Origin of the sequence: Barnesiella intestinihominis YIT 11860, assembly GCF_000296465.1 — a bacterium.
Lineage (GTDB): Bacteria > Bacteroidota > Bacteroidia > Bacteroidales > Barnesiellaceae > Barnesiella > Barnesiella intestinihominis.
Genome location: NZ_JH815206.1, coordinates 406,099 through 430,095, shown reverse-complemented (window position 1 = coordinate 430,095; position 23,997 = coordinate 406,099). Strand labels below are relative to the sequence as shown.

Genomic DNA, 23,997 nt, shown 5'->3' with positions numbered 1-23,997 from the left:
ACAAATCAAACTTTCGATGATGTCCTTTTGGTGCTACCAGACAAAAATAAAACTCGTATGTTTGAAAGTAAGGTGAATAACTTATTTACCATGATTGGTAATAATGAGGAAAATATGAGAAAACTTACTAAGCAGCGAGACGAACTTCTACCGCTCTTAATGAATGGTCAAGTATCGGTAAATTCTGATTTATCGCACGATTAAGTTCTATTTTTCGGTCGTAATTGTTCCATATATCAGCTATTGTCTTTTGAATATCATAGTCAGGAAACATAAAACATAACGACGAAAGATCGGAAGGGTTTATAGAAGGATATGCAGACACAGCAGTATCTGCTATGTTCCCTATATAATCAGTTATAGTTGGTTGGGTAAGTAATAAATATAAATATCGCGGGTCAATTTTGTCTTTGTACAAGTCCTTTATATCTATAGTTGTAAAGCCTGTTGATATGATAAAATTATTTTGTGGACGACTCAATATCCCGTAATGTTTTAGGCGAGGACGAACGGTTGAATAAATAATAGTATTATTAGTTACCTTACGTTGTGCTCGGCTAGGAGCTTCTTTTGTATTCATAACAACAGTGCCAGAAACAACATTTTCCGTAATGCTGCTTGTATCAAGATAGATAATCTCCTTAAATGTTTCGGATTTGCTAATAGAGCTTTTATTAAAATCGGCAATGTCTGCCAGCTTATATTTTTTCAATTCCATTTACCGTGTTGCTTTTTTAACATAATCTTGAATTAAAGATAGATTTACCTCAATCTCCCTGCGCTTGGCCAATAACTGATCGAGATGCGCTTTCTGTTCTGCTTTTTCTTGTGCTGCTATGATATGGTCAATTCTTGCTCCTCCTATAAAAGGGGATACCATATCAACCTCCATTTGAGCATCTTCAATCTCTTTATCCAATTCTACAAGTTGCTGTTGATATTTTCGTTGTGCTTCTACTATATCCAGATTATTAGCAGCTACGAATACATCAAGCAAGTGACGAATTGCAGCAATCTGCTTTTGTGCATCCTTCGATGAACTGCGAGCTACATGTAGTGCGACAATTATAGCAATTACACTAATTATTGGGCTTAATAAGGTAGCCCATTGAACTAGGTTGTTAATCATAATTCAGTTTGTTTCCCATCTAGATTTTCACCTAATCTTGCCTCAATCTCTTCGATAGTAGGCATAGTACCTTCCACCTTTTCAGGGTATAGTTTTGACAGCTCATATTCAGATATTCCCAATGGGAGATTGCTGCCTTCCAATGCGTATTGGGCAAGCATTGAATCCTTTTGGCGGCAAATAAGCAGACCGATTGTAGGATTGTCTCTTCCCTCTTTTCTAAGAATATGATTACAAGCGACCACGTAGCCGCTTAACTGTCCGAGGTCTTGAAAATCAAATTCGCCGATTTTCACTTCAATCACTACATAGCATGATAGATTCAAGTTGTAGAAAAGCAAATCGATAAATTTCTCCTTTTGTCCGATCTGAAGTCTATACTCTTTGCCTATGTATGCGAATCCGGTACCGAGTTCCAGCAGGAATTGCGAGATATTGGCAAGCAGCGCATCTTTGAGAATATGCTCATTATAAGGTTGAGTTATTCCTGTAAAGGCAAAGTTATAAGGGTCTTTTGTCAGTTCCTGTGCAAGATCGCTTGTCGTTTCCGGCAATGTGCGGGTGAAGTTTGTCAAGGCCTTTCCTTCCCGTTCATACAGGCCGTTGTCCATAAAGTTGAGCAATGTGTCGCGACTCCAACCCTCTTCCATCGTCTTTCTTACATAGAAGAGAGCCTTTGCCGGTTCTTTGCTGTATCTGTCCATCAAATAACGGTGATGTCCCCAAGGTATGGAAAAAAGCATTTCTTCCAATTGTCCCACAGGTTGTGGAACAACTTTTAGATACTGAGAATAAAGCAGATAGAATTTCTTTGCGTAATATATATTGGTTCGAGAAAGGCCTGTGGCGTTGAGATTTTTGCGCTGTAAATCCACAGAAAGATTTTTGATGACTTTCTCACCCCACCGTTCTTCCACACGCATCTCTTCTATGTCACGACCAAGTTCCCAGTAATATTTAAGCAACTCACGGTTAACCCTGACCGCGGCTTTAATTTGACTTTGACGATAGCGTACACTAAGGTCTTCCACCCATCGGATGTAGTCTTTATCTATGATGGTCAATTCTTTACTCATTATTTCCAACATTTACGTTAAAGTGCAAAGCGTCCAACTGCTTCATTATCTCTTCCTCCAAACGATGGCTTTCAGCGAACTGTTCGCTCAATGTCTTTCTATATTCTGCCATACGGGAGTTAAACTCCTCTTCCGTAATATCAACATAATTAATTTTGATGTCGAAGTACTGCCCGGCAGACAACGAATAACCTTTATCTTTAATCTCATCGTAGCTTACAGCAACTGAAAAATCCTCTACGGCTTCTTTATTTTTGAATGTATTGACAATTAAGTCAATATCATCCTTCAGCAATCTACGTTTTTTATTTTTCCCCTCCTTATATTCCTCGCCTAACTTGCTCGCATCAATCAATATGACTTTATCGGCAGAGGCCGATTTATCAAAGAACAGGACGGAAACATTCGTACCTGTATTTGCAAACACATTGCTTGGCATGGAGATACACCCATATACCCAATGGTTATCTATAATTTTTGTCAAAACCTTTCTTTCAACACCACTTTTCGCCGTAATGAATCCTGTAGGAATGACAATTGCCCCTTTCCCGGTCGTTTTCAGTGAATTGATAAGATGCTGTATAAAGCACAGATAGATCGACATTGACTCTTTCTTCTTTGCCGGAACAGATGGCACACCAGCCCAAAAACGTACTGTATCAGAAGCCAATGTGTCTCTAAAATCCGAGAAATCCAGATTGAATGGCGGATTGGACACGACGAAATCGAATTTTCGGAGCGCTCCGTTTTCTTCCTTATGGTATGGTTCTGTAAGCGTATTACCTTGCACAACATTCGGAAGACTTCCCGAGAGATTATTCAGGATGAGATTCAGTCGAAGCATTTCACTGGATTTTTCAGATATGTCCTGACTGAAGATCGTGCAACGGTCTTCCCCTATCTGATGAGCCAGGGCCATAAGCAAAGTACCTGTTCCTGCTGACGGATCATAACAGGTCATACCACGCAAGTCTGCATTATCACCAACCAGCAAACGAGCCATTACCTGTGCGATTGCTCTTGGAGTATAATATTCCGCATATTTTCCGCCTCCTGCGTTATTGTAATCTTTTATAAGATACTCAAATATCCGTGAGAAAAAGTCATATTTTTCTGCAAAAACACTTTCAAAATTGAATGACGCAACGGAACTCATCAATGAGCGTGCAAAATCATCCCTTTTTTGCGGATCAGTTACAAACTGTGTAAGCGCACTGAATATATTGACCCTGCTTTTTCCGGAAGTTACGACAGAAAAAGTATCTGCATTCAGATTGGCAATATCAATCAGCGTAGCATCTAACCGTGTAGAAAAATCTCCTGCTCCGGAGGTATTATACAAATGCGCCAGTGTATGCTCAGGCTTAAGCAAAGGGACGGATGCCGGAAGATAGCTGAACAAATCTTCGACCTCCTCTTCAGTAAATTTATCATATTCCGCATCCCACTTGTCGGCCTTACTCAATCTTTCTCCATAGATTTTATCACGTTTTGCCTCATATCCGAACTTGTCATTGAAATACTTATACAGGAACATTTCCGTAATAATTTTATACTCACTCCCACTGTTGGCTAGACCATAATGGGAAGTGGTCGATTTCAATGAGTCGATAAGGGCTATCGTAGCTTCTGATATATTCTGGGTATTTGCATCCATATTATCTTGAGTGAACTTGATTGTATTGGTTTATATATTCATTTGCAATGAGATTGTTGATAAATTTCCGGTCGGAAATACTTGCATTTATCCCCAAATCTATGAGTTGATGACCTATCATAGCCAATGTGTCCCTCTTGAAACTGTTTTCATTCGCAATGATGTTAATATCAAGGTAAATCCGATTGTCAATCTCACGTTTCATTTTTGACAGACTTTCTGCTATTTCGTATTCTGCTTTAGAAATAATAGGTTTTTCGCGCTTTTCATTTTCTTCCTCAATGCGCTTGTGAATACGGACAAATCGCTCGTCTCCCTGATATTTCTTTTTGAGTATATTGTTGCGACGGTTGATTTCACGAATCTTCTTCATCACTGAATCCATATAATCAATGCTTTCTTTGGCATCTTGCGTACTTTGAGGAACAAAGCCTTTCTTCCTGAAGTATTCCCGGAACTCGTCAGCCAAAATCACATATTTGTCTTCTGTTCTATCAAAATTGGCTTCAAATTCTGCCTGAACTCTTTCACAACGTTCCCGAATGTCATTGACAATGATACGCAATTCCTCTGAAATTCCTTTCTTAAACTCAAATTCCAACTCGGAAAGAGCGACATTGATAATTCCGGACACATCTGCCTTATGTTCGGTACTTTCCAGCAGATTAACTCGTTCTATACGGTGCGAAACCTCTGTTATGAGTGTAGGAATAGTACCTTTGGGCAGACTGTTGATTTTCGCTTTAAGTTCTTCATCTCCAAATGCTCTTATTTGGTTTATGATTGCCTTGGCATTTTCAAGAGTAGAACGGAGAGTATATAGATTTTCTTTATTCTCAATCTCATCTATTTCCTTTCTGAACTCTTCAGGATTATCGCATGTGTAATTGAACAAAATATTGCGGATTTCCTTTATCTGCTCTATGATCTGCTCCTTATCAACAATGAGAGCTTCTCCAACTGTTTTCTTTTCACCTGTTTCCTCAATATCGGCAGTACGGTTCAGTTCACGCAGATAGCGGTCATTCGTAGCATCGAAATTTTCCTTGATATTCACAAAATCCACGACATAACCATACTTGAATTTATGGTATGGCCTGTTTACCCTTGTCAATGCCTGCAACAAATCGTGCCCGTCAAGGCTACGCCCCAAATAGAGTTTCTTCAATCGGGGAGCATCAAATCCAGTCAGAAGCATCTGGTTGACAATCAAGATATCAACCGATAGCTTCTTCTTGTATTCATCAATGTATGCCTTACGTTCTTCTTTGTCCCCTTCATCATGCAAGATTAAAGAAGCCTTCAGCGGTTTTGTATGGTGTCCGTAAGCAACCATCGGTTCAGCAGCCATCATCAGATTTTCATCATATTTCTCATCTATTTTCTCATCTATATACAATGACTTGTTGAAACGTTCCTGCCACAAACGATACATTTCACGGGCTTGAGGATTTGTCTTGCACACAATCATCGCCCCCACCGTATCATCATTCTGTTCTATGCGGAACCGTCGGAAATCGGAAATAATATAGTCTATCAATGCATTGAGGTAAGATTCATGCTCAATGATCTTGTTTCGGTCAATATCACTTTTTCTGACTTCAATACCACCTGCCAGTTTGTCAAGAATACTCTCTATTTTTTCTTTATAGATTGTTTCTACTGGTTCTCGCATGAGTTTCAGAGTATAGCCGTCTGCTATTGACTTGTCATAATAATAGGTATCAATGTAATCACCGAATACACGCCAGGACTCCCTCTCCTCTTTTAACAAAGGCGTGCCTGTCAAAGCAATTTTTATAGCATCCTTATCGGCTGCTAATAGGTTTGCCAAGAAACTTCCCTGTGGATTGTAACCTCTATGGGCTTCGTCAATAAAGAATATACGCTGTAAACGGATGCTGTAATTGGAATCAATCTGTATTTTGGCAGAATCCTGTTTGAATTTCTGTATATTGACCACCATTATTTCCGCTTTTCCTTCTGCATTTTCAGTCAAATTCGTGCTGCGTATATCTGACATCAATTCATCCCTGCTGTTAGCAGTTCTGACAGACAGCCCTCTTGCCACAAATTCATCCTTTGCCTGTTCCATCAAGTCAAGACGGTCAACAATGAAATAAAATTTCACAGCCGTTTTCTTTGCCGCATAAAAATCTGTCAGACTACGTACGGAATAATATGCCAAGGCTGTTTTTCCACTGCCTTGTGTATGCCAGATAATACCGCTCTTGATACCATTATCCAATTTCTTTCGAATGGCAAAAGAGGCAAAAAGCTGCTGATAACGCATTACATGTTTTTCCAACTGGGTGGTCTTACTGCCGTCTTCCAATTCGATCTTTCTGTCCACATAGGCAAAACCATATCTTAGTAAAAACAGAAATCTCTCTTTACTAAGCATCGATGTTAGAATCCTGTTGGTCGGAGTATTTATATCTTTGTTTGTATTATATTCAGGCAGGTTCTTGATAACCACACAATTCCTGTGCTGCAATATCTGTTTTTCCGTACTGTCAGATATAGCCTTATAAGGATACCCTGCTACAAAACCTTTATCAGCCTCACGGAAGACGTTGAAGAATGCTTTGTTCTTGGACGTACAGCAATAGAATGCTCCTTGAATCGGAACTCTACTTTCATTGTCATACTCCTGATTGTTGGAAAATATCATCAACTGAGTAACATTCAGGAATCTCCGGAATTTTTCGTTACTCATTCGCATGTTAATACGCTCCCTTTCTGCCAGAATGCCGTCATGGTTATTCGGCTTCTTGACCTCAATAAAGGCTAATGGAAGCCCGTTTACAAAACATGTTATGTCCGGTCTAAAACTGTCTCCGCTATCCTGATCCTCACACTCAAATTCAGTGGTTACATGCCATTCGTTACGATCGGCATTTTGGAAGTCTATCAGTTTTATATTACTGTTGGAAGATAGTTTATTATAAAACTCCCTTCCAAGGTCATTATTGTTAAGTACCAATATGATTTCACTCAACAATTGCCTTGCCTGTAAATCGGACAGTTCCGGATTGAGACGTTGAACGCTGCTCAAAAACACATCCGTCAGAATATTAGTCTTGCTGTCATATTCTGTTATATTGTCCAAATATGTATATCCAAGCCTACACAAATGCAAGGCCGCCGGGACCTGTACTCGGGTATTTTCATTGAATTTATATTCCATGGCCTTACCTTTCTTCTTTATCGGTTATCAGGTCTTTTAAATCCACCTGTAGGATAACAGCTATTTGCTGAAGGGTCTCCAGGTTTGGTTGAATCCTATTGCATGCATAAGCATTCACCATGCTGAAACTCTTGCCAAGTTGTTTTGCCAACCATGTCTGGGAAATCCCTTTCTCTGCCAATACTGCTTTTATCCTATTTAGTTTCATATTATACCTCGATTGAATAGTACAAATATAGGGAATTATATTCGATAAATCGATTAGTTTTCATATATTTGCCATATGTATAGTAAATAAGTGTCTATGGAAAATAATCGTATTTTACAGAACAATAAAATTTCTCATTTTATTCTTCGAATTGATTTTACGAAAGACATTCAGATTGACTATAAAATGTTGTCTGAATCCTTGAAGGATGAGTTTGCAACCTTTAAGACTGAACTGCATTCAAATTACAATGTTAATATAGACAACTTTGAAGTGAAAAAAGAAGACTTTATTAGGTATCTTTTAAGCACTTCTACCATCAGTCTTAAAATTGATTCTTTTGAAAAATCTATTATAGTAGAACTGCAGCAGTATAAAGATAAATCGTCTTATATTCAATGCCTTACAAAGGTTATAGAAAAATTAAAAGCATTAGATATAGAGATTAATTCTCAACGCATTGGAATGAGGTATATTAATATCTTCTCATGCTCAAAGGTTTCAGATATTTCTAAGATATTGAATCCAACTGATGCAAAGTTTATTAAGGAAACTGTTGTCAGGGAAGGCATTGCTAGATCAATGATTGTTCACGAATATCAACAAGGAGATCATCTCGTACGTGTTCAATATGGTATCCCTAATAGATTTTATCCGTCTGTGATAAAAAATTATGATATTGTATTGGATATAGATGTGTATAGTGGTGGACAACAATCAATTGACACATGGGAAGAGTCAATCACACAATTTAATCATCAAGCATACAACATGTTTATCAGTTATATTAAAGAATCTTTCCTTAATACGCTAAAATAATGGATGAAAAGAACTATATTGATTTGCCTGAATCTATTGATCAAAATATTCCGCAAACATATAAATTTGATAGTGCATTAAAGCCACAACGTATTATAAGATTATATCAAACTAGTAATGACCCAAATATCAGCAAAAATAAAGAAGACGGAAGGCAACAGGATAAACCAATGTGATATTTTTCATGATATAGATATCGTGGAATGTATTACAGAGGGAGCTGATGGCGTTTCGGTCTCGTATATTCGTTTCCCGCTTATGATATGTTTGAACCAAGATTGTGATTTAAATAGTGATGAACGAGACAAATTAAAGGAAAATTCAAATAAAGATTGTAGGTTGCTTCATTTGATTGTCGCACCTCTGTTTAATTTTGATGTGTTCAAAGACGGACAACACTGGGGCGATATTTTCCAAACCGGACAAAAATACAATCCGAACAGAACAGATGGAAAGAAAATTATGAATAATGAAGATCCCCGTTTTCATTTTCTTCATTTTGAGGATGGATTTGAGTTGCCAGATATGGTTATCGATTTTAAACATTTTTATACTGTTAGTACGGAGTATCTATATCGAAACATAAACAATCGAGTTTGTTCGTTGAGCGAATTATACCGAGAAAAAATCAGTCAAAGATTTGCTTATTTTATATCACGTATAGGGCTGCCAGAATAATATTTACAATCTCAGATTTGTTTGTCTACCCATTCCTCCCATCGCCTCAGCCCGTCTCAGACGGTGTGGTTTGTTTGCGTAAATTTTATTGATTACCACATAATATATTGATAATCAATATAGTTGAATTTCTTCAACGAGGAGGAGTACTAACCTTTTTTAGAACAAATAGTAATAGTGTTGTAAATCAAATTTTATAGAAAAGCCACCTGATTTCTCAGATGGCTTTTCTTGCTTTCACGACCTAAAAAATATAATACAATTCACGTAATATTTTCAATCCAAACTATTCCAATCTTGTAAATAAAATAGTTTATCATTTGTATGGAAGAGCAAGCCATCTATTCAAACAAAAACTCAAACCAATAATCACATCGCTCGAAGATTTTGCTGCCCCGTTAATGCAGACTTTTAAATAAGGTATTTTTAAACCCTCCCTGCTATCCTCTTTGCCATCTAAAAACACGACTGTAATAATTTGACAATTACTGTCTTGAATAACTATCGTGGAAATTCAACAAAAAATACCAGCAAAATCATTTCTCTTTTTCAAAGAACCCACACATTAAATAAGCACATATTAAGTTAAAATCTTAATCCGTTTTACCCATTTATTCCACAAATTTTCCTAACTTTGCTTTATTGAATAGTATCTGCATTTATAGAGATTTATGCACACCGCTATAAAGTATCTGTTTTTATAATCACATGAACATTATCATCACCCCTCGACAAGAGGCAAAACCATGAAAAAAATAAAGTGCTTATGAAATCCTACCGTACAATGTGTAAGAAAACTTGGGCTGTTATACTTGCGATAGCCTGCCATCTACCCGCTACATGGGCAACAAACGCTAACGAAATCGAAATCATTCCGAAACCCGTTCACGTAGAACAGACATCGGGCAATTTCCGGCTTTCCCCCAAATCCACGATCGGTTACGATGCCGCTCTTCAAGGACAAGCCGAATACTTACAGCAAGTGCTCGGTCAATCCACCGGCTGGGATTTGAAACTGAAAAAAGATGCCCGCAAAGCCACTATCCTCTTGACATTAAACCCCGAAAAAGTAGATAAACCGGAAGGCTACCGACTGGACGTAACGCCCAAAGGAATCTCACTGACCGGCCGGGACGCAGGCGGCATATTCTACGGCATACAAACGCTGCTGCAACTCTTTCCGCCCCAAGTGTACAGCGACAAACGGCAGCATGGAGTGGAATGGATCGCCCCCGCCGTAACGATATACGATGCTCCCAATCGCCCGTGGCGAGGCATGATGCTGGACGTGGCTCGTTATTTCTACGACAAAGAGTTCGTGAAAAAATACATCGACATGATGGCCATGTACAAGTTAAACAAACTGCAATTCCACTTGATTGATGACTCCGGCTGGCGATTGGAAATCAAAAAATATCCCCGTCTGACCGAGGTGGGTGCATGGGCAGGTCCCGATCACAACCGTTTGGGAGGATTCTACACCCAAGAAGACATAAAAGAACTGATCGCTTACGGACAAGTCCGTAACGTGGAAATCATTCCCGAAATCGAATTTCCGGCTCACATTCTGTCTGCCGTCGTTGCCTATCCGTGGCTCAGTTGCACGGGCCTGCAACACGAAGTCCCCACACAACATTTCATCAGCCGCGATCTGCTTTGTGTCGGCAAAGAATCTTCCCTGCAATTTTTACGAGATGTATTAGACGAAACCGTTCGATTATTCCCTTCCTCGTACATCAATATAGGGGGTGATGAAGCCGTTTACACTCGTTGGGAAGAATGTCCCGACTGCCAAAAAGTGATGAAGCGGGAAGGATTGAAAAAGGCTTCCGAACTGCAAGGTTACCTTACCAACGTCGTAGCCGAAATGATGAAAGAAAAAAATCGTACCGTTGTAGGGTGGGAAGAAATCTTTTTGCGAGGTGATGTCAAAACCCCTGTTGTCGGGCTTATTTGGCACAATGTCAGGGACACCCTTCTTGCTACGCAGCGCGGACATAAAGCTATTCTGACACCCGCCACGCACATGTATTTCGACTTCCCCGAAAGCCGTACCCCGGGAGAAGTGAAAGCCGCCACTTGGATGCCGCCTATCTCTCTCGAAAAATGTTACAGCATGGAAATCAACGACTACTCTCCCGAATCGACCGTATTAGGAGTACAAGGCTGCTTTTGGAGCGACCAATTTATTCACGGCACTGTATTGCAAGAGATAGATTATCTGAATGAAAATCGCTCCGAAAACTATGCCGAATACTTCACTTTCCCCCGTCTGTTAGCTCTTTCAGAAGTGGCATGGTGTCGACAATCCGACCGCAATTATTCCGACTTCCGTTGCCGGTTGAGTCACCATTTCAATCGACTCGACTTCAAAAATTGCCATTACCGTGTACCGGAACCCATCATAGAACAGATGAATCCGACTGCTACCGGTGCAATAGAATTTACATTATCTCCGGCCGTCGCCGATGCCGACATTCGCTATACCACCGACGGCTCCTATCCTACGGTTCATTCCCCCCTTTACACCACTCCGGTAACCGTCAATGACAAAAGCGACTTCCGGGCTATCACCGTAGTAAATCCCCGTCACTATTCGCTGCCCATTTATTTCGCCCCCGACTATTCGGGCTATAAACAGTACGGTGAATATACAGCCGAATGGAAACCCTTGAACGTACAGCCCTATCTAACTCCTTGGCGATTCGAATGTACAGGCAAAATATCAGGCAATGGCACATATACGGTATCGTTCATCTACACAAAAGGTGAAACCCCGTTCCGGTTAGGCACATTGAAACTTTACAAGCGAGACGAACTCCTCGCCGAAGTTCCGCAATCGGTTCTGATAAATGCCAATTCCCCCATAGCGACCTACCGCTTTACCGTCGATTCCTTCGAAGCCGGCACTCCCTTTTTCATAGAAGTAGAAGCCTGCGGAGAGAAAGGAAACGATACCTCGGGATTAGTATTCATAAACAAAGTCACTCAATAACCCATAAAAAAATAAGATACACAAAAGGCAGCTAAGCTGCCTTTTGTGTTATATAACATTCGATCGAAATACAGACCGATTCTCCGAAAAGACTATCTTTGTAAAAGAAGATATCATAAAATAATTTTATACCACGTAACACAGAAATTTTATCATCATGGCAAAAGCGCATATTTTTATCAGTTATGCCCACGAAGACAAAGAGTGGGTACTGGAAGGTCCGGGAAACATTCATCTGATACCTCGAATTAGACGACACACGAGTCCGGATGCAGAAATATGGTTCGATGAAGGATTGGTTATCGGCGAAAAATGGGACGAAGAAATACACAATCACATCGTTCAATCACACATTGCCATTTTGCTGATTAGCGAAAGTTTCGTATCCTCGGATTATATCGTAAACAAAGAACTCGTTTGGATTAAAGAGCAAGTAGAAAAAAACGATATGAAAATCGTTCCTCTACTCATCGGAAACATTACCGAAAAATCGAAACGAATAATCGACTGGATATATCAAAGGCAAATACACCCTTCCGAGACACAACCGCTTTGCAACTATCTCAACGATAAAGCACAATGGGACCACATGATTACGAGCATATTGAACATCATCGATGCCAAAATCGACCAAGTGCTCGAAACTCTTTTGCTGAACGAAAGCACCCGGCAAACCGAAAATTCGATTAAACCGTCTGTCATGCCCGACAGTAAAACAGTTACTGGATATATCGAAAACCGAGACACGAAAATTACCGATAAAACGACGGCGGCACACCCGACAGGAGTAAACCCCGCACTTTATCAAGAAGCCATCAGACTATACCGGAATCACAAATACAAAGAAGCATCGGATATCCTTCTGAAATTAGCCGCCGCAAACAACACCGAAGCTCAAAATCTACTTTGCGACATTCTTTGCAACAAAGTAAAAGGGTATCAACTATGGCCCGGAATTTTAGAAACATTCCTACCCTACGCAGAAAAAAATCTTGCCTTCGCTCAAACCATCGTAGGAAAAGTCTACTATCGGGGAAAACTGAATGAGCGCAATTACGAAAAGGCTTTCGACTGGTTCTCCAAAGCAGCCGAAAGCGGGAATTCATATGCCCAATACTTGTTAGGCAACATGTATGAAAACGGGACATTCGTAGAACAAAATTACGATACAGCTCTCTCCTATTATAAAAACTCGGCAGCACAAAACAACATCATGGCCATAGGAGAAATGGCATTCATGAAAGATAATGGTTACGGTATGCCCATGAATAAGGAAGAAGCCGAAAAAATATACCTCCAACTGGCCGAAGAACGCGACGATGAGTGGTCCATGATCAAACTGGCCTATATCGAAATGGATAGAGGAAATTCCGAAGAAAGATTGAAATGGATACAAAAAGCGCTTGAAAAAGAGTATATCGACGCCTATTTTGAGCTTGGTTTTTTCTATCAATTCGACGAAGCATACAAAGACCTCGAAAAAGCGCAGCAATCTTATTATCAAGCGGCACAACTAGGAAATCCCGACGGAATGAACGGATTGGCGCTGATCTATTACAATATGCCGGACTATAAAGGAGACGAACAAGCGTTTCGATGGTTCTCCAAATCGGCCGACTTGGGAGACAGTCTCGGACTATATTATCTGGCTGTTATGTATGAAAACGGCTTCGGAACCAATGTCGACAAACAAAAGGCTTGGGATCTATATCTAGCTTCGTCCGATCAAAAATTCTCGCCGGCCTATCGTAAAATAGCGCAACTCATCGAAGAGGGCGAAGCACCTGCATCATTCACAGGCCGAGAATTGGAATACTATATAAAAGCTGCCGAAAGAAATGACATAGACGCTATACACGATGTCATACGGTTCTTGGAGAATGATCCCGACCGGCAGAAAGAATTGTTCTCTTGGTGTCAACGAGGAGCACAGCTCAATAACGGGAAATGTATTTGTAAATTAGGAAAACTCTATTTCTACGGCATGGGGACAGAAATGGACGAATTCAAAGCGATGAACTGTTTCCGCAAAGCCGAAACGATGGAAATCCCCGAAGCCTACTATTTCTTGGGGCTGGCCTACTACGAAGCCAAAGGTGTGGTTAGCCCGAACATACAAAAAGCCGAAGAATATTTTAGAAAAGCTGCCGAAGCCGGATATTCCGACGCGATTAAAGCAATCGCCGAGCTTTATATGCAGTCGGGACAAGAAAACGGATATGAAAAAGCCATCGAATATCTGAAAACGATTGCGGAGGGAGAACATGCCGACATCGCTTATGAAGGACTCATGCGAATCGCCGTGGAACAAATGAACGCTCAGGATTACGACGACCCGCAGAACAGCGAATTATATCAAAAAGCTCTCCGATTCGAAACATCAGGGAAAGAAGCCGGTATGACCGAGTCGTTAAGTAAAGCGTTCCTCGATCGAGGAATAAATTTATACAATATCGAAAAATACGAATCGGCCATAGCACCCTTGCTTTTAGCAGCACAAATGGGAGAATCGGAAGCCGCGACGCATTTGGGAGATCTATATTTCTACGGACATGGCGTCGATACCGATTACGAACAATCCTATTATTGGTTCGCCAAAGCAGCGCAAAGCAACAACGCTTATGCCCAATATTCCATTGCATTCATGTATATAAAAGGACAGTTCGTAGAAAAAGACGACACGCAAGTAATCAAATGGATGAAATTAGCGGCAGAGAACGGCTACACCGAAGCGCAAAAGAACATGGGAGAATACTATTATTATGGCTCTTTCGGTTGTCGAAGAGATATGAAAGAAGCTATAAAATGGTATGAAATGGGAGCAAAAAGCAACGAACCGACATGTGTGTTCACTCTGGGATTAATCTATGAAGAAGGAGACGGAGTACAAAAAAATATCCTGAAAGCTGCCGATTGGTATCAAAAAGGAGCACAAGCCGGCATTCCTTCTTGTTTGTATAATCTTGGGAAGCTAATTATCAATAAAGAAATATCGGGAGAAGAAGAGAAAGGATTCAACCTCATACAACAAGCCGCGGAAAGCGGATACTCCTTTGCCCAAAACTACATGGGACGTGCATACCGTTTCGGGTGGTATGTCAATGCAAACCCGGTCAGAGCCACCAACTGGTTCACCAAAGCGGCAGAACAAAATATGCCGGACGCAATGTGCAATTTAGGCGACATGTACTCCTATGAAGACGGATTGACCATCGACTATGAAAAAGCGTTCTATTGGTACAAAAAAGCTGCCGAAACAAAACACAGCAGAGCTTTGACCGAACTGGGAGACATGTATTATGCAGGGAAAGGTGTCCGACAAGATTACCAGAAAGCAATGGAATATTACCAGAAAGCGTGTGACGAAGGTTATCCTTATGCATTCTATTCATTAGGCTTTATGTATTGGAAAGGACAAGGAACGCTCCCCGACAAAGAAAAGGCTCAGGAATATCTCAGTCAAGCCGCCGCTATGGGAAATGAAAGCGCTTTCCAACTTTTGAACCGCATGGATCACGAATCGGAAGAAGAAAAAGACATCGACCCATTCGCCCGACAAGCCTATTTAGAAGCTCAACAAGCCCTTGCCGACAAAGAAACAGAAAAATATATCAACCTTCTATCCCAATCGGCGAATTTAGGATATGTTCAAGCCCTGAACGATTTGGGAGACCTCTATTTTAATGGAGAATTGGCCCCTAAACATATGGGCAAAGCATATGAATATTTTTTGAAAGCCTCTCAAAACGGATCTGGATATGGTTCATACAGTTGCGGATTCATACTCATGAAAGGGTCTTCCGATATTCCCCGGGACATTGAAAAAGGACTTTCCATGTTCCGCTTGGCGGTTGAGCAGAATTACAAAGCGGCAACCCGGGACTTGGCTCGATATTACTATTCGTTGGAAACCGAAGAGGACAATCGCAAAGCGTTGGACTACTACCTGCAATACATCGAATACAATCCCAAAGACACCGATACATTGCTTCATATCGGATTGATTTACGAATCGGGATTGGGAGTTCCGCTCAATATCGACCTCGCCCGTAGATATTATGAACGAGCTGCCGAACAAGACGAAACCGGCATGGCATACAACTTCTTGGGAGGAACCTACATGAATGACGAAGAAACCGAGAGCAACGAACGAAAAGCCGTGCACTATTTCCAAAAAGCTATCGAATTGGGCAACACGAATGCAATGTTCCGAATCAGCTACTACCTCCACAACGGTAAAGGAGGATTACAGGTCGACATACCTCGGGAAATCGAATTGCTCACCGAAGCCTCCAAACGCGGAAACCATCAAGCCACGTATCGGCTGGGATTATTATTCGAAGATAACGAAAGTGGAATGGCTCAAAATCTCGAATTATCCGTCAAATACTTCCAATTAGCCGCCGACAACGGTATTCTCGCCGCCATCAACAAGATGGGAGAATTATATCTTTTCGGGGAAGTAATACCGGCAAACCTGACGAAAGCCATATCTTGCTTTACGGCAGCCTCGGAACAGGGATATGGGAAGGCCTCATATTGGTTGGGAAGGCTTCATACCGATGGTATCGGACAACTCGAAAAAGACACTCAAAAGGCGATGAACTATTACCGTAAAGCTATCGAACAAGGTTATGAAGAAGCCCGGGAGTGGATGGAACAACTCCAAAAAAATTTGGTGGACGAGACCATAACAGATATTGAAATACCCCAAGACAAGTCAGACGAAGAGTTATACAAAGAGGCTAAAAATGCATTGGAAAAAGCCCAATTCAAAACGGCTTACGCCTATTTTTCCTATTTAACGCAAAGAAACCATGCCGAATCGTTCAACGAACTAGGAGACATGTATTTCTACGGCAGAGGAATGGCAATCAACCAAGCCAAAGCTCTGGAACTATATAAAAAAGCCGCGGCACTCGATAGTGTTTATGGTTTCTTTAATGTCGGATTCTTATATTGGAACGGACCCGAAGAAATACAAGATCCCGAACAAGCATTACAATATTTGAAAAAAGCGGTCCAAATGGGCTATACCTACGCACTGAGTTTCATCGGAGATATCTATCGAACCGGACCGGAAGAACTTATCGATTATGCCGAAGCGAAACGATACTATCAAAAAGGAGTCGACGTTAACGAAATCAATGCAATAAAAGGTATGGCTCTTTTATACCTTTTGGGACAAGGCGTAACACAAAACAATGCTATGGGAGCATTCTATTTGAAGAAAGCAGCCGATAAAGGCAACGCATGGGCCATGTATCACTTAGGACGTCTGTATTATTACGGCGAGGGTATTCCCCGTAACCCCAAATTGGCATTGGACTATTTACAAATGGCTTATGATGCGAACTATCCGGATGCATGCAGTCTGTTAGGACTACTCTATGAAAGAGGCGAAGGCACTGCACCAAATATAGAATTAGCCAACAAGTTATACATCAGAGGGCATGAATTAGGCGACGACCAATCCATGTGGTACTTGGCTTGCAATTATCTCGATGGAAACGGTCTGCCCAAAGACTACAAAAGAGCCGAAAAACTCTTTATACAAGCCATCGAAAGAGGGAACGAACCGGCTCGAATCGACTTAGCCAGAATGATATTTCACGGATTAGGAACAGTACAAGACCCGCAAAAAGCATACGAAATCATAAAACCCTGTTTAGAGCAAGGATACGGACGAGCATATATGTTAATGGGAGAAGTTTACGAAAACGGATTAGGTGTGGAAAAAGATTATAAACAAGCCAAAGAACTATATCAAAAAGCGCTCGACTTAGGATATAGTTTTGCACAAGAAGCACTCGATCGTTTAGATAAGTTCTGCTAAAAATAAAGCTGTCAAAAACAAAGGAGCACCTCCTTCCCTTTCGTACTCTATGGCATTGCGTGACATTTCAGTCCTCCTCCCCTGTGTTTTGTAATGCAAAATATAGAGGAGGTGGCACGAAGTGACGGAGGGGTTGAAAAAACCGGCAACAGTAGTGACAACTCTCTCCCTGCCGTGTCCCGTAACATTACGGGGTGTTTTCGAAGAAATATAGGGGGAGTGCCCGTAGGGCGAGGGGGGGGTAAAGCAGAAAAGACCTCTGCACGTCTGCAATGAATATAGCCACACTCCTCCCCTGTGTTTTGTAATGCAAAATATAGGGGAGGTGGCACGAAGTGACGGAGGGGTTGAAAAAACCGACAACAGTAGTGACAAGGTTAAGCCTCCTCTCTCTGCCGTGTCCCGTAGCATTACGGGGTGTTTCCGCAAGGAAATTTATTTTGTCCCCTTATTTTTCAATGACAAGTTGTACTTTCTTTGTCCCTAAACGAGCCTGTAACCACTCCTTGAATCTTTTTTGCTCCGACAAAGAAAAGACTTTGGAATGACGCACCACAGCAAGAGTTGTCGTGTCTCTCGCCTCCGTATCGATACGGCTGAAAATCGTTTTCGAAATGGCAATATCGGTCACATTAGGGAAAAGAACCTTTATTTCAGGAGCGATTTCCACCCCCACAGAATCATATTGTTGGTAATGCGATGCCAGATTTTCCAAAGAATCTATCGTTTTCTGCTGGCGATCTATCTGCTCTTGATTATGCAAATAAATATCTTTAAACATCGCACTGCTCAAAGTACTTATATCCGCTTGATTTTGCCCATACCCTTGACGAACCTCCAATATAGCACCGCCCAATCCATACTGGGGCAATCTCGCCTGTGCCACAGCTATGGAATCTTTCGGGATTTCGGCTCCTACCAAAGAGACGCGTATGATGTGCTTTCCGTGCTCCGTCACGGCACTTTTACTTAAAACCTGAGTATCGGCATAATTGAAATTCTGGGAAACAAAGCGGGATGCTGCGACCTCGAAAAAGTTCTCTTTCACCATATTGTAAGTAAGGTAAATACTCGGAGCCATAGTCAGTATCAAAATGGTATACACCATTCGTTCCACCTTCTTACGCCGTTCATCGTCCACAAACTCCTTCTTCGAATATTTCATTAACTTCACGCCCAAAGTCGTTGCGAACGCAATAAAAACCGAATTGATGAAAAACAAATAAAACGCTCCGAAAAAATAATAGAAATTACCGGTAGCCAACCCGAATCCCGCCGTACACAACGGCGGCATCAACGCCGTGGCGATGGCGACACCGGGTAAAACATTTCCTTTTTGTTTAGACGACATCGCCACGATACCCGCCAATCCTCCGAAAAAAGCGATCAACACATCGTAGATAGTCGGCGAAGTACGAGCGAGTAATTCACTTCGGGCCTCATTCAGGGGTGAAACCCAAAAGTAAATAGTCGACGTTATCACACTGAACAACGTTGCGACTGCCAAATTCCGAAAAGAACGTTTTATCAACTCATAGTCATTGATACCTAACCCCAATCCGATACCCATGATGGGACCCATCAGAGGTGAAATCAACATAGCGCCGATAATCACAGCGGCCGAATTGGTATTCAATCCCAACGAAGCGATAAATATCGCGAATACCAAAATAAGAATCGTAGAACCCTTAAACTCCACTCCTGCGCGAATCGCTTCTACCGAAGCCGCCTCTTCTTCCCTGTCTTGACTCATATCAAGATAATGAGTCAAAAACCTTTTGACAGAATCAACGAATTTGGGAAATGACATAATTACTTTTATTAAAATACCGGAAACTCAAAACCGCTCTTTCAAAACTTGGACACGAAACGTCTTAACCCGGGAACCTCGTTCATCGGCAAATCATGGCGGAACAAATAGACCAAGAACACACCCAAGAGCAGAGTCCTGAATGCCAAACGCAAAAAGAGGGATTCGATAGGGACAACCATCGCCACCGCATACAGCACAACCGTCAACAGCGTATAGCGGAAAGCCGACTTCAAATCATAGCGTATCGGGTAAACACGCTGCCCGATAAAAAAAGAGGCCAACATCATACTCGCATAACAAACGAACGCCCCCCAAGCACAAGCCATATATCCGAAACGGGGAACCCCCACGATGTTGATAATCGCCGTAATGGCAAAACCGAACAAAGAGAACCAAGCGCCCCATTGTGTCCGGTCGGTCAATTTATACCACAAAGAAAGATTGAAAAACACACCGAAGAACAATTCGGCAAGCATGACAATAGGAACAACTTTCAATCCCGTACAATACGTCGCCGGCATAAAGAACCGCACGAGGTCTATATAAAACATCACTGCGAGGAAGATGAAAAACCCGAATATGATGAAATACTTCATCGCATCCGAATACGACTTTTTATTTCCGTCGCCGGCATCTTTACTTCGGGCAAAAATGAATGGTTCGTATGCAAAACGAAAAGCCTGTGTAAACATCACCATCACGATCGCTATTTTATAAACCGCACCGTATATGCCGAGTTCCGACATGGCATCCGGGCGATTGCTTGCCAGTTGAGGATAAAACATCTTGTCGAAGGTTTGGTTCATAATACCGGCGATCCCCAAAATTAATAATGGAAAAGAATATTTCAACATGCGTGACAACAAATGCCGGTCGAACCGATAACGTATCCCGAAAATCTCTGGGAACAAAACCAACAATACAACTCCCGAACTGATGACATTCGAGACCAATATATATCCCACCAAAAAATCGGGGTCGAAAAACCAAGAAATCCACTCGGGGTGAATACCATACAGCCACGGACAAAGCAGAATGAAAAACAAATTCAATGCTATGTTCAGGAATATCGAAAACAATTTGATCGAAGCGAACCGTATCGGACGACGCCGATAACGCAAGTAAGCGAACGGCAACGCCGTAAAAGCATCGACGGCTATAATGGCCGCCATCATCAACACATAATCCTCATGCTCGGGATACCCCAACAACCTCGACAGAGGTGTTATAAACACCCACACAAGAACAAAAAACAACGTCGATGTAGTCGCCAGCGAAATAAGCCCGGTAGTATAGACCCTCTGCGGCTCTTTCTCCTCCTTATCGTTGGCAAACCGGAAAAAACCGGTCTCCATGCCATAAGTCAGGATAATCAACAAAAGAGCCATATACGCATACAGATTGGTCACGATGCCATACTCGGCAGTCGTTTTCAATACATTGATATAAAGAAAAACGAAACACCAGTTCAAGAACCGCCCCAATATACTACTTAAACCATATATGGCGGTATCTTTCGCCAAACTCTTCATGCCGGCCATACGTCTCTGCTTATACGTGATTAAAACAATGTACCCTGCTCCGAAATCCGTCGCCGATTCAAATGGGTATAAGCCAAATCGGTCACCTCGCGTCCCCGGGGCGTACGCTTGATAAATCCCTCTTTAATCAAATACGGTTCATATACCTCCTCCAACGTTCCGGGATCCTCGCCCAAAGCCGTCGCAATAGTCGTCAACCCTACGGGGCCGCCTTTGAATTTATCGATAATGACCGAAAGTATCTTATTGTCGATCTCGTCGAGCCCGTATTTATCGATGTTCAACGCTTCCAAAGAATACCGTGCTATCTCCAAATCGATACTCCCCGACCCTTTCACTTGGGCAAAATCACGAACACGACGCAACAAGGCATTCCCGATACGAGGCGTTCCACGACTGCGCATTGCGATCTCGGTAGCCGCCTCATGCGTACAAGGCACACACAACAGCTTGGCCGACCGCTCTATAATATGAGTCAATACGGCATGATCGTAATATTCCAAATGACAGTTTATCCCGAATCGGGCACGCAACGGACTCGTCAATAACCCGCTTCGGGTAGTCGCACCCACCAGCGTAAAAGGATTCAATTCTATCTGTATGGAACGCGCGCTCGGCCCTTTGTCGATCATAATATCGATACGGAAATCTTCCATCGCCGAGTAAAGATATTCCTCCACTACCGGACTCAGACGATGAATCTCATCGATAAACAACACATCGTTTTCCTCCAACGAAGTCAACAATCCAGCTAAATCACCGGGCTTGTCGAGTACCGGTCCCGACGTTATTTTGAAACCCACCCCCAACTCGTTAGCCACGATATTGGCGAGTGTGGTCTTCCCCAATCCGGGAGGGCCATGCAACAATACATGATCGAGCGGCTCTTGGCGCATCCGCGCCGCCATGACGAAAACCCGTAGGTTCTCTATAATTTTCTCCTGTCCGTTAAAATCGTCGAATGCCAACGGACGCAGAGCTTTCTCGAACTCACGCTCGGTATCCGAAATTTTTTGCTCTCTTATGTCGAATCGATTATTTTCCACAGGCTCTTGCGTTCACCGTATTTCGACGACAAACTTAACAATTTATTTTGTGATTACGAGAAGCCGATTGGAGTTTTTTAGGGCTATGCACGAGAACAGAGCTCTAAATATTCCTATTTATTTCAAGGAATGGGAACTTTCACGTCGGCGTTTCAAAGTCTCTTTTCGCTCTATCTTGGTCCAAAACTCCCTATGCGCTCGCAAAGCCTCCTCTATGGAAGTAACCTCGTCCCACCCTCGTAAACGAGCATACACCCCTACGACATATCGCACGACCGACTCGTCCCGACAAAATCGGTTGAAATTGGCTAAGCACATTTTCGGAGTCATCGGTATAAACCGCATACGGTTCAGGTCGATAATAGAAAACACGATACCCTCCTCCTGCTTGTCGAACAAAATATTTCCGGCAGAATAGTCCAAATGTAAGACCCCTTTTTTATGCAAACCTACCGTAAAAGCGGCGAACGCTTCCAGAATATCCTCACGTCCGGCAATACCGCCCTCCTCGAATTCTCGCATCATACGAGGATAAGAACAATTTTCCGACACAAAAAAAGAATGCTGCAAAAGTCCCCCGCTTTTTAGTTCGATATAAGCGACCGGGGCAGGGGTTTCTATTCCCATAGACCGCAATTTCAACGCATACTCATAAGCCCGGGAAGCCTTGCTGGGACGGAAAAAAGTATAAGCGATTCTATTGATAAACAACGGCACTTTATAATTCTTCACCACATACCACTGCCCCTCATAAGAAAACTTGCGAAGCTCGTTTCTAGCTTTATAAATGCAATCACCCAACGTAGGAAATGAAATCGGCAGTTTCTGTACGAAATTTCGCAGCTGACAATATGATGGATTCAGAACAAGTTTCATTTTCTGGTCATCGGGTCTTGAATAATATGATGATAAAAATACGCTTTTTCAACGATGTAAGAAAAATGTATTCAACCTATTTCTCTTTTATTAGAGTTTCTAAACTTTTCACGCGATCGACAATAGTTTCCGGGGCTATCTCCAAACATGCATAATCCTTTCGATAACAAGGCTTATTGCCGAATACAGAACAAGGACGACAATCCAGTGGCAACTCAACCACACCGCTATCCGACTGTCGCCAACCTAAGAAGCCGCAATACGGGTGCGTAGCTCCCCAAACCGAAACGACCGGAACCGCCACCAACGATGCCAAATGCATATTGGCCGAATCCATCGAAATCATCACGTCGAGACGGCTCATCAAAGACAGCTCGACCGCAAAGCCATAACGCTTGTCCGCCAAAGAAATCACCCCCGAATAACGCTCACGCCATAAGGACAAAATCTCCCGTTCCCGATCGCCCGCTCCAAACAAAAAAATCTTTACCCGGCTTTCCTCCGATAACTCCGAAACGACCTTTTCCATACGGTCGAGCGGGTAAATCTTACCTTTATGCTTGGCGAACGGAGCCACTCCTATCCAACGCTCTCCGGAAGATTTCGGGAGCGTCAACTCCGAATACAATCCTTCGTCGCCCACACCCTCATTATACAAAGAGACGAAGTTAGGAACAAAACTAAACCCGAGCGAAACAAAAACCTCGCCGTACCGTTCGAAAGAGGAACGAAGCGGACGCAACACTTTCGCCCTGCGAGACGTTAATTCCTGTTTTTCTTTCCGTCCTTTATCGATTACGGCAACACGAATCCCCCATAATTTGAAAAAAAAGCGCAACACCTTCGTTCGCAACACATCATGCAAATCCGCTACGGCATCGATGGACAACCGACGAACCTCCCGAGCCAGATGATAAAGCCCGACAAAGCCCTTGTGCCTTCCCTTGACATCGGCGACGACAACCTGTAAATTTCTCGGAGCGTTTATGAACAACTGTGAAGCCACTTTTTGAGTAAGCATCACGAATGTGGTTTCAGGATAAGCCCGGCATACGGAATAAACCACGGGAATAGTCATCGCGACATCGCCCAATGCCGACAAACGTATAATCAGTACTTTGCGATAAGGCATA

At 42.2% G+C, this 23,997-nt stretch carries 15 protein-coding genes and 1 pseudogene; 5 read left to right on the top strand and 11 right to left on the bottom strand.

The genetic code is table 11. The features are described from left to right. Positions 1–238 precede the first annotated feature (238 nt). From HMPREF9448_RS14515 to HMPREF9448_RS13635, 6 genes and pseudogenes are all read right to left on the bottom strand, one after another. Positions 239–718, bottom strand: a pseudogene (locus HMPREF9448_RS14515) (restriction endonuclease subunit S); the annotation flags it as partial. Further along, positions 719–1,129, bottom strand: coding sequence for a hypothetical protein (locus HMPREF9448_RS13655; protein ID WP_008863168.1), 411 nt, complete (start codon positions 1,127–1,129; stop codon positions 719–721). Next, a complete protein-coding gene (locus HMPREF9448_RS13650; RefSeq protein WP_008863167.1) occupies positions 1,126–2,205 on the bottom strand; it encodes a PDDEXK nuclease domain-containing protein in 1,080 nt (359 codons plus the stop codon). Before HMPREF9448_RS13650 ends, HMPREF9448_RS13655 begins: the two co-directional genes overlap by 4 nt. Further along, positions 2,198–3,862 (bottom strand): HsdM family class I SAM-dependent methyltransferase, encoded by a 1,665-nt coding sequence (locus tag HMPREF9448_RS13645; protein ID WP_008863166.1) that lies wholly within the window; start codon positions 3,860–3,862, stop codon positions 2,198–2,200. Before HMPREF9448_RS13645 ends, HMPREF9448_RS13650 begins: the two co-directional genes overlap by 8 nt. 1 nt (position 3,863) lies before the next feature. Further along, complete coding sequence (locus tag HMPREF9448_RS13640) at positions 3,864–7,052, bottom strand: type I restriction endonuclease (protein WP_008863165.1); 3,189 nt, start codon at positions 7,050–7,052, stop codon at positions 3,864–3,866. 4 nt (positions 7,053–7,056) lie between these two features. After that, positions 7,057–7,260 carry a helix-turn-helix domain-containing protein gene (locus tag HMPREF9448_RS13635; protein WP_008863164.1) on the bottom strand — a complete coding sequence of 68 codons (204 nt, stop codon included), beginning with the start codon at positions 7,258–7,260 and terminating at the stop codon, positions 7,057–7,059. A 96-nt stretch (positions 7,261–7,356) separates the two neighbouring features. On the opposite strand from HMPREF9448_RS13635, the gene HMPREF9448_RS13630 reads away from it, so the two are divergent. The 5 genes from HMPREF9448_RS13630 to HMPREF9448_RS13615 all read left to right on the top strand — a co-directional run bounded on the left by HMPREF9448_RS13630 (position 7,357) and on the right by HMPREF9448_RS13615 (position 17,588). Next, the gene (locus HMPREF9448_RS13630) at positions 7,357–8,079 is read left to right on the top strand and encodes a TIGR04255 family protein (protein ID WP_008863163.1); all 723 of its coding nucleotides are present in this window, start codon (positions 7,357–7,359) and stop codon (positions 8,077–8,079) included. Beyond that, positions 8,079–8,255: a hypothetical protein gene (locus HMPREF9448_RS14665; RefSeq protein WP_008863162.1), complete on the top strand. Its 177-nt coding sequence runs from the start codon at positions 8,079–8,081 to the stop codon at positions 8,253–8,255. Before HMPREF9448_RS13630 ends, HMPREF9448_RS14665 begins: the two co-directional genes overlap by 1 nt. A 22-nt stretch (positions 8,256–8,277) precedes the next feature. Continuing rightward, a complete protein-coding gene (locus tag HMPREF9448_RS13625) occupies positions 8,278–8,757 on the top strand; it encodes a hypothetical protein (protein ID WP_157260392.1) in 480 nt (159 codons plus the stop codon). A gap of 766 nt (positions 8,758–9,523) precedes the next feature. Next, positions 9,524–11,752 (top strand): beta-N-acetylhexosaminidase, encoded by a 2,229-nt coding sequence (locus tag HMPREF9448_RS13620; protein ID WP_008863160.1) that lies wholly within the window; start codon positions 9,524–9,526, stop codon positions 11,750–11,752. Positions 11,753–11,909: 157 nt separating this feature from the next. After that, complete coding sequence (locus tag HMPREF9448_RS13615) at positions 11,910–17,588, top strand: TIR domain-containing protein (RefSeq protein WP_008863159.1); 5,679 nt, start codon at positions 11,910–11,912, stop codon at positions 17,586–17,588. Positions 17,589–18,036: 448 nt separating this feature from the next. Here HMPREF9448_RS13615 and HMPREF9448_RS13610 read toward each other — a convergent pair whose 3' ends face one another. The 5 genes from HMPREF9448_RS13610 to HMPREF9448_RS13590 all read right to left on the bottom strand — a co-directional run bounded on the left by HMPREF9448_RS13610 (position 18,037) and on the right by HMPREF9448_RS13590 (position 23,996). Then, on the bottom strand, positions 18,037–19,398 hold the full coding sequence (locus HMPREF9448_RS13610; protein ID WP_008863157.1) for a TIGR00341 family protein: 1,362 nt from the start codon (positions 19,396–19,398) through the stop codon (positions 18,037–18,039). A 41-nt stretch (positions 19,399–19,439) separates the two neighbouring features. Next, on the bottom strand, positions 19,440–20,942 hold the full coding sequence (locus HMPREF9448_RS13605; RefSeq protein WP_008863156.1) for a lipopolysaccharide biosynthesis protein: 1,503 nt from the start codon (positions 20,940–20,942) through the stop codon (positions 19,440–19,442). A gap of 20 nt (positions 20,943–20,962) precedes the next feature. After that, positions 20,963–21,988, bottom strand: coding sequence for a Holliday junction branch migration DNA helicase RuvB (ruvB, locus tag HMPREF9448_RS13600; protein WP_008863155.1), 1,026 nt, complete (start codon positions 21,986–21,988; stop codon positions 20,963–20,965). 117 nt (positions 21,989–22,105) lie between these two features. Then, on the bottom strand, positions 22,106–22,864 hold the full coding sequence (locus HMPREF9448_RS13595) for a lipopolysaccharide kinase InaA family protein (protein WP_008863154.1): 759 nt from the start codon (positions 22,862–22,864) through the stop codon (positions 22,106–22,108). 76 nt (positions 22,865–22,940) lie between these two features. After that, complete coding sequence (locus HMPREF9448_RS13590) at positions 22,941–23,996, bottom strand: glycosyltransferase family 9 protein (RefSeq protein WP_008863153.1); 1,056 nt, start codon at positions 23,994–23,996, stop codon at positions 22,941–22,943. Position 23,997: the final 1 nt, after the last annotated feature.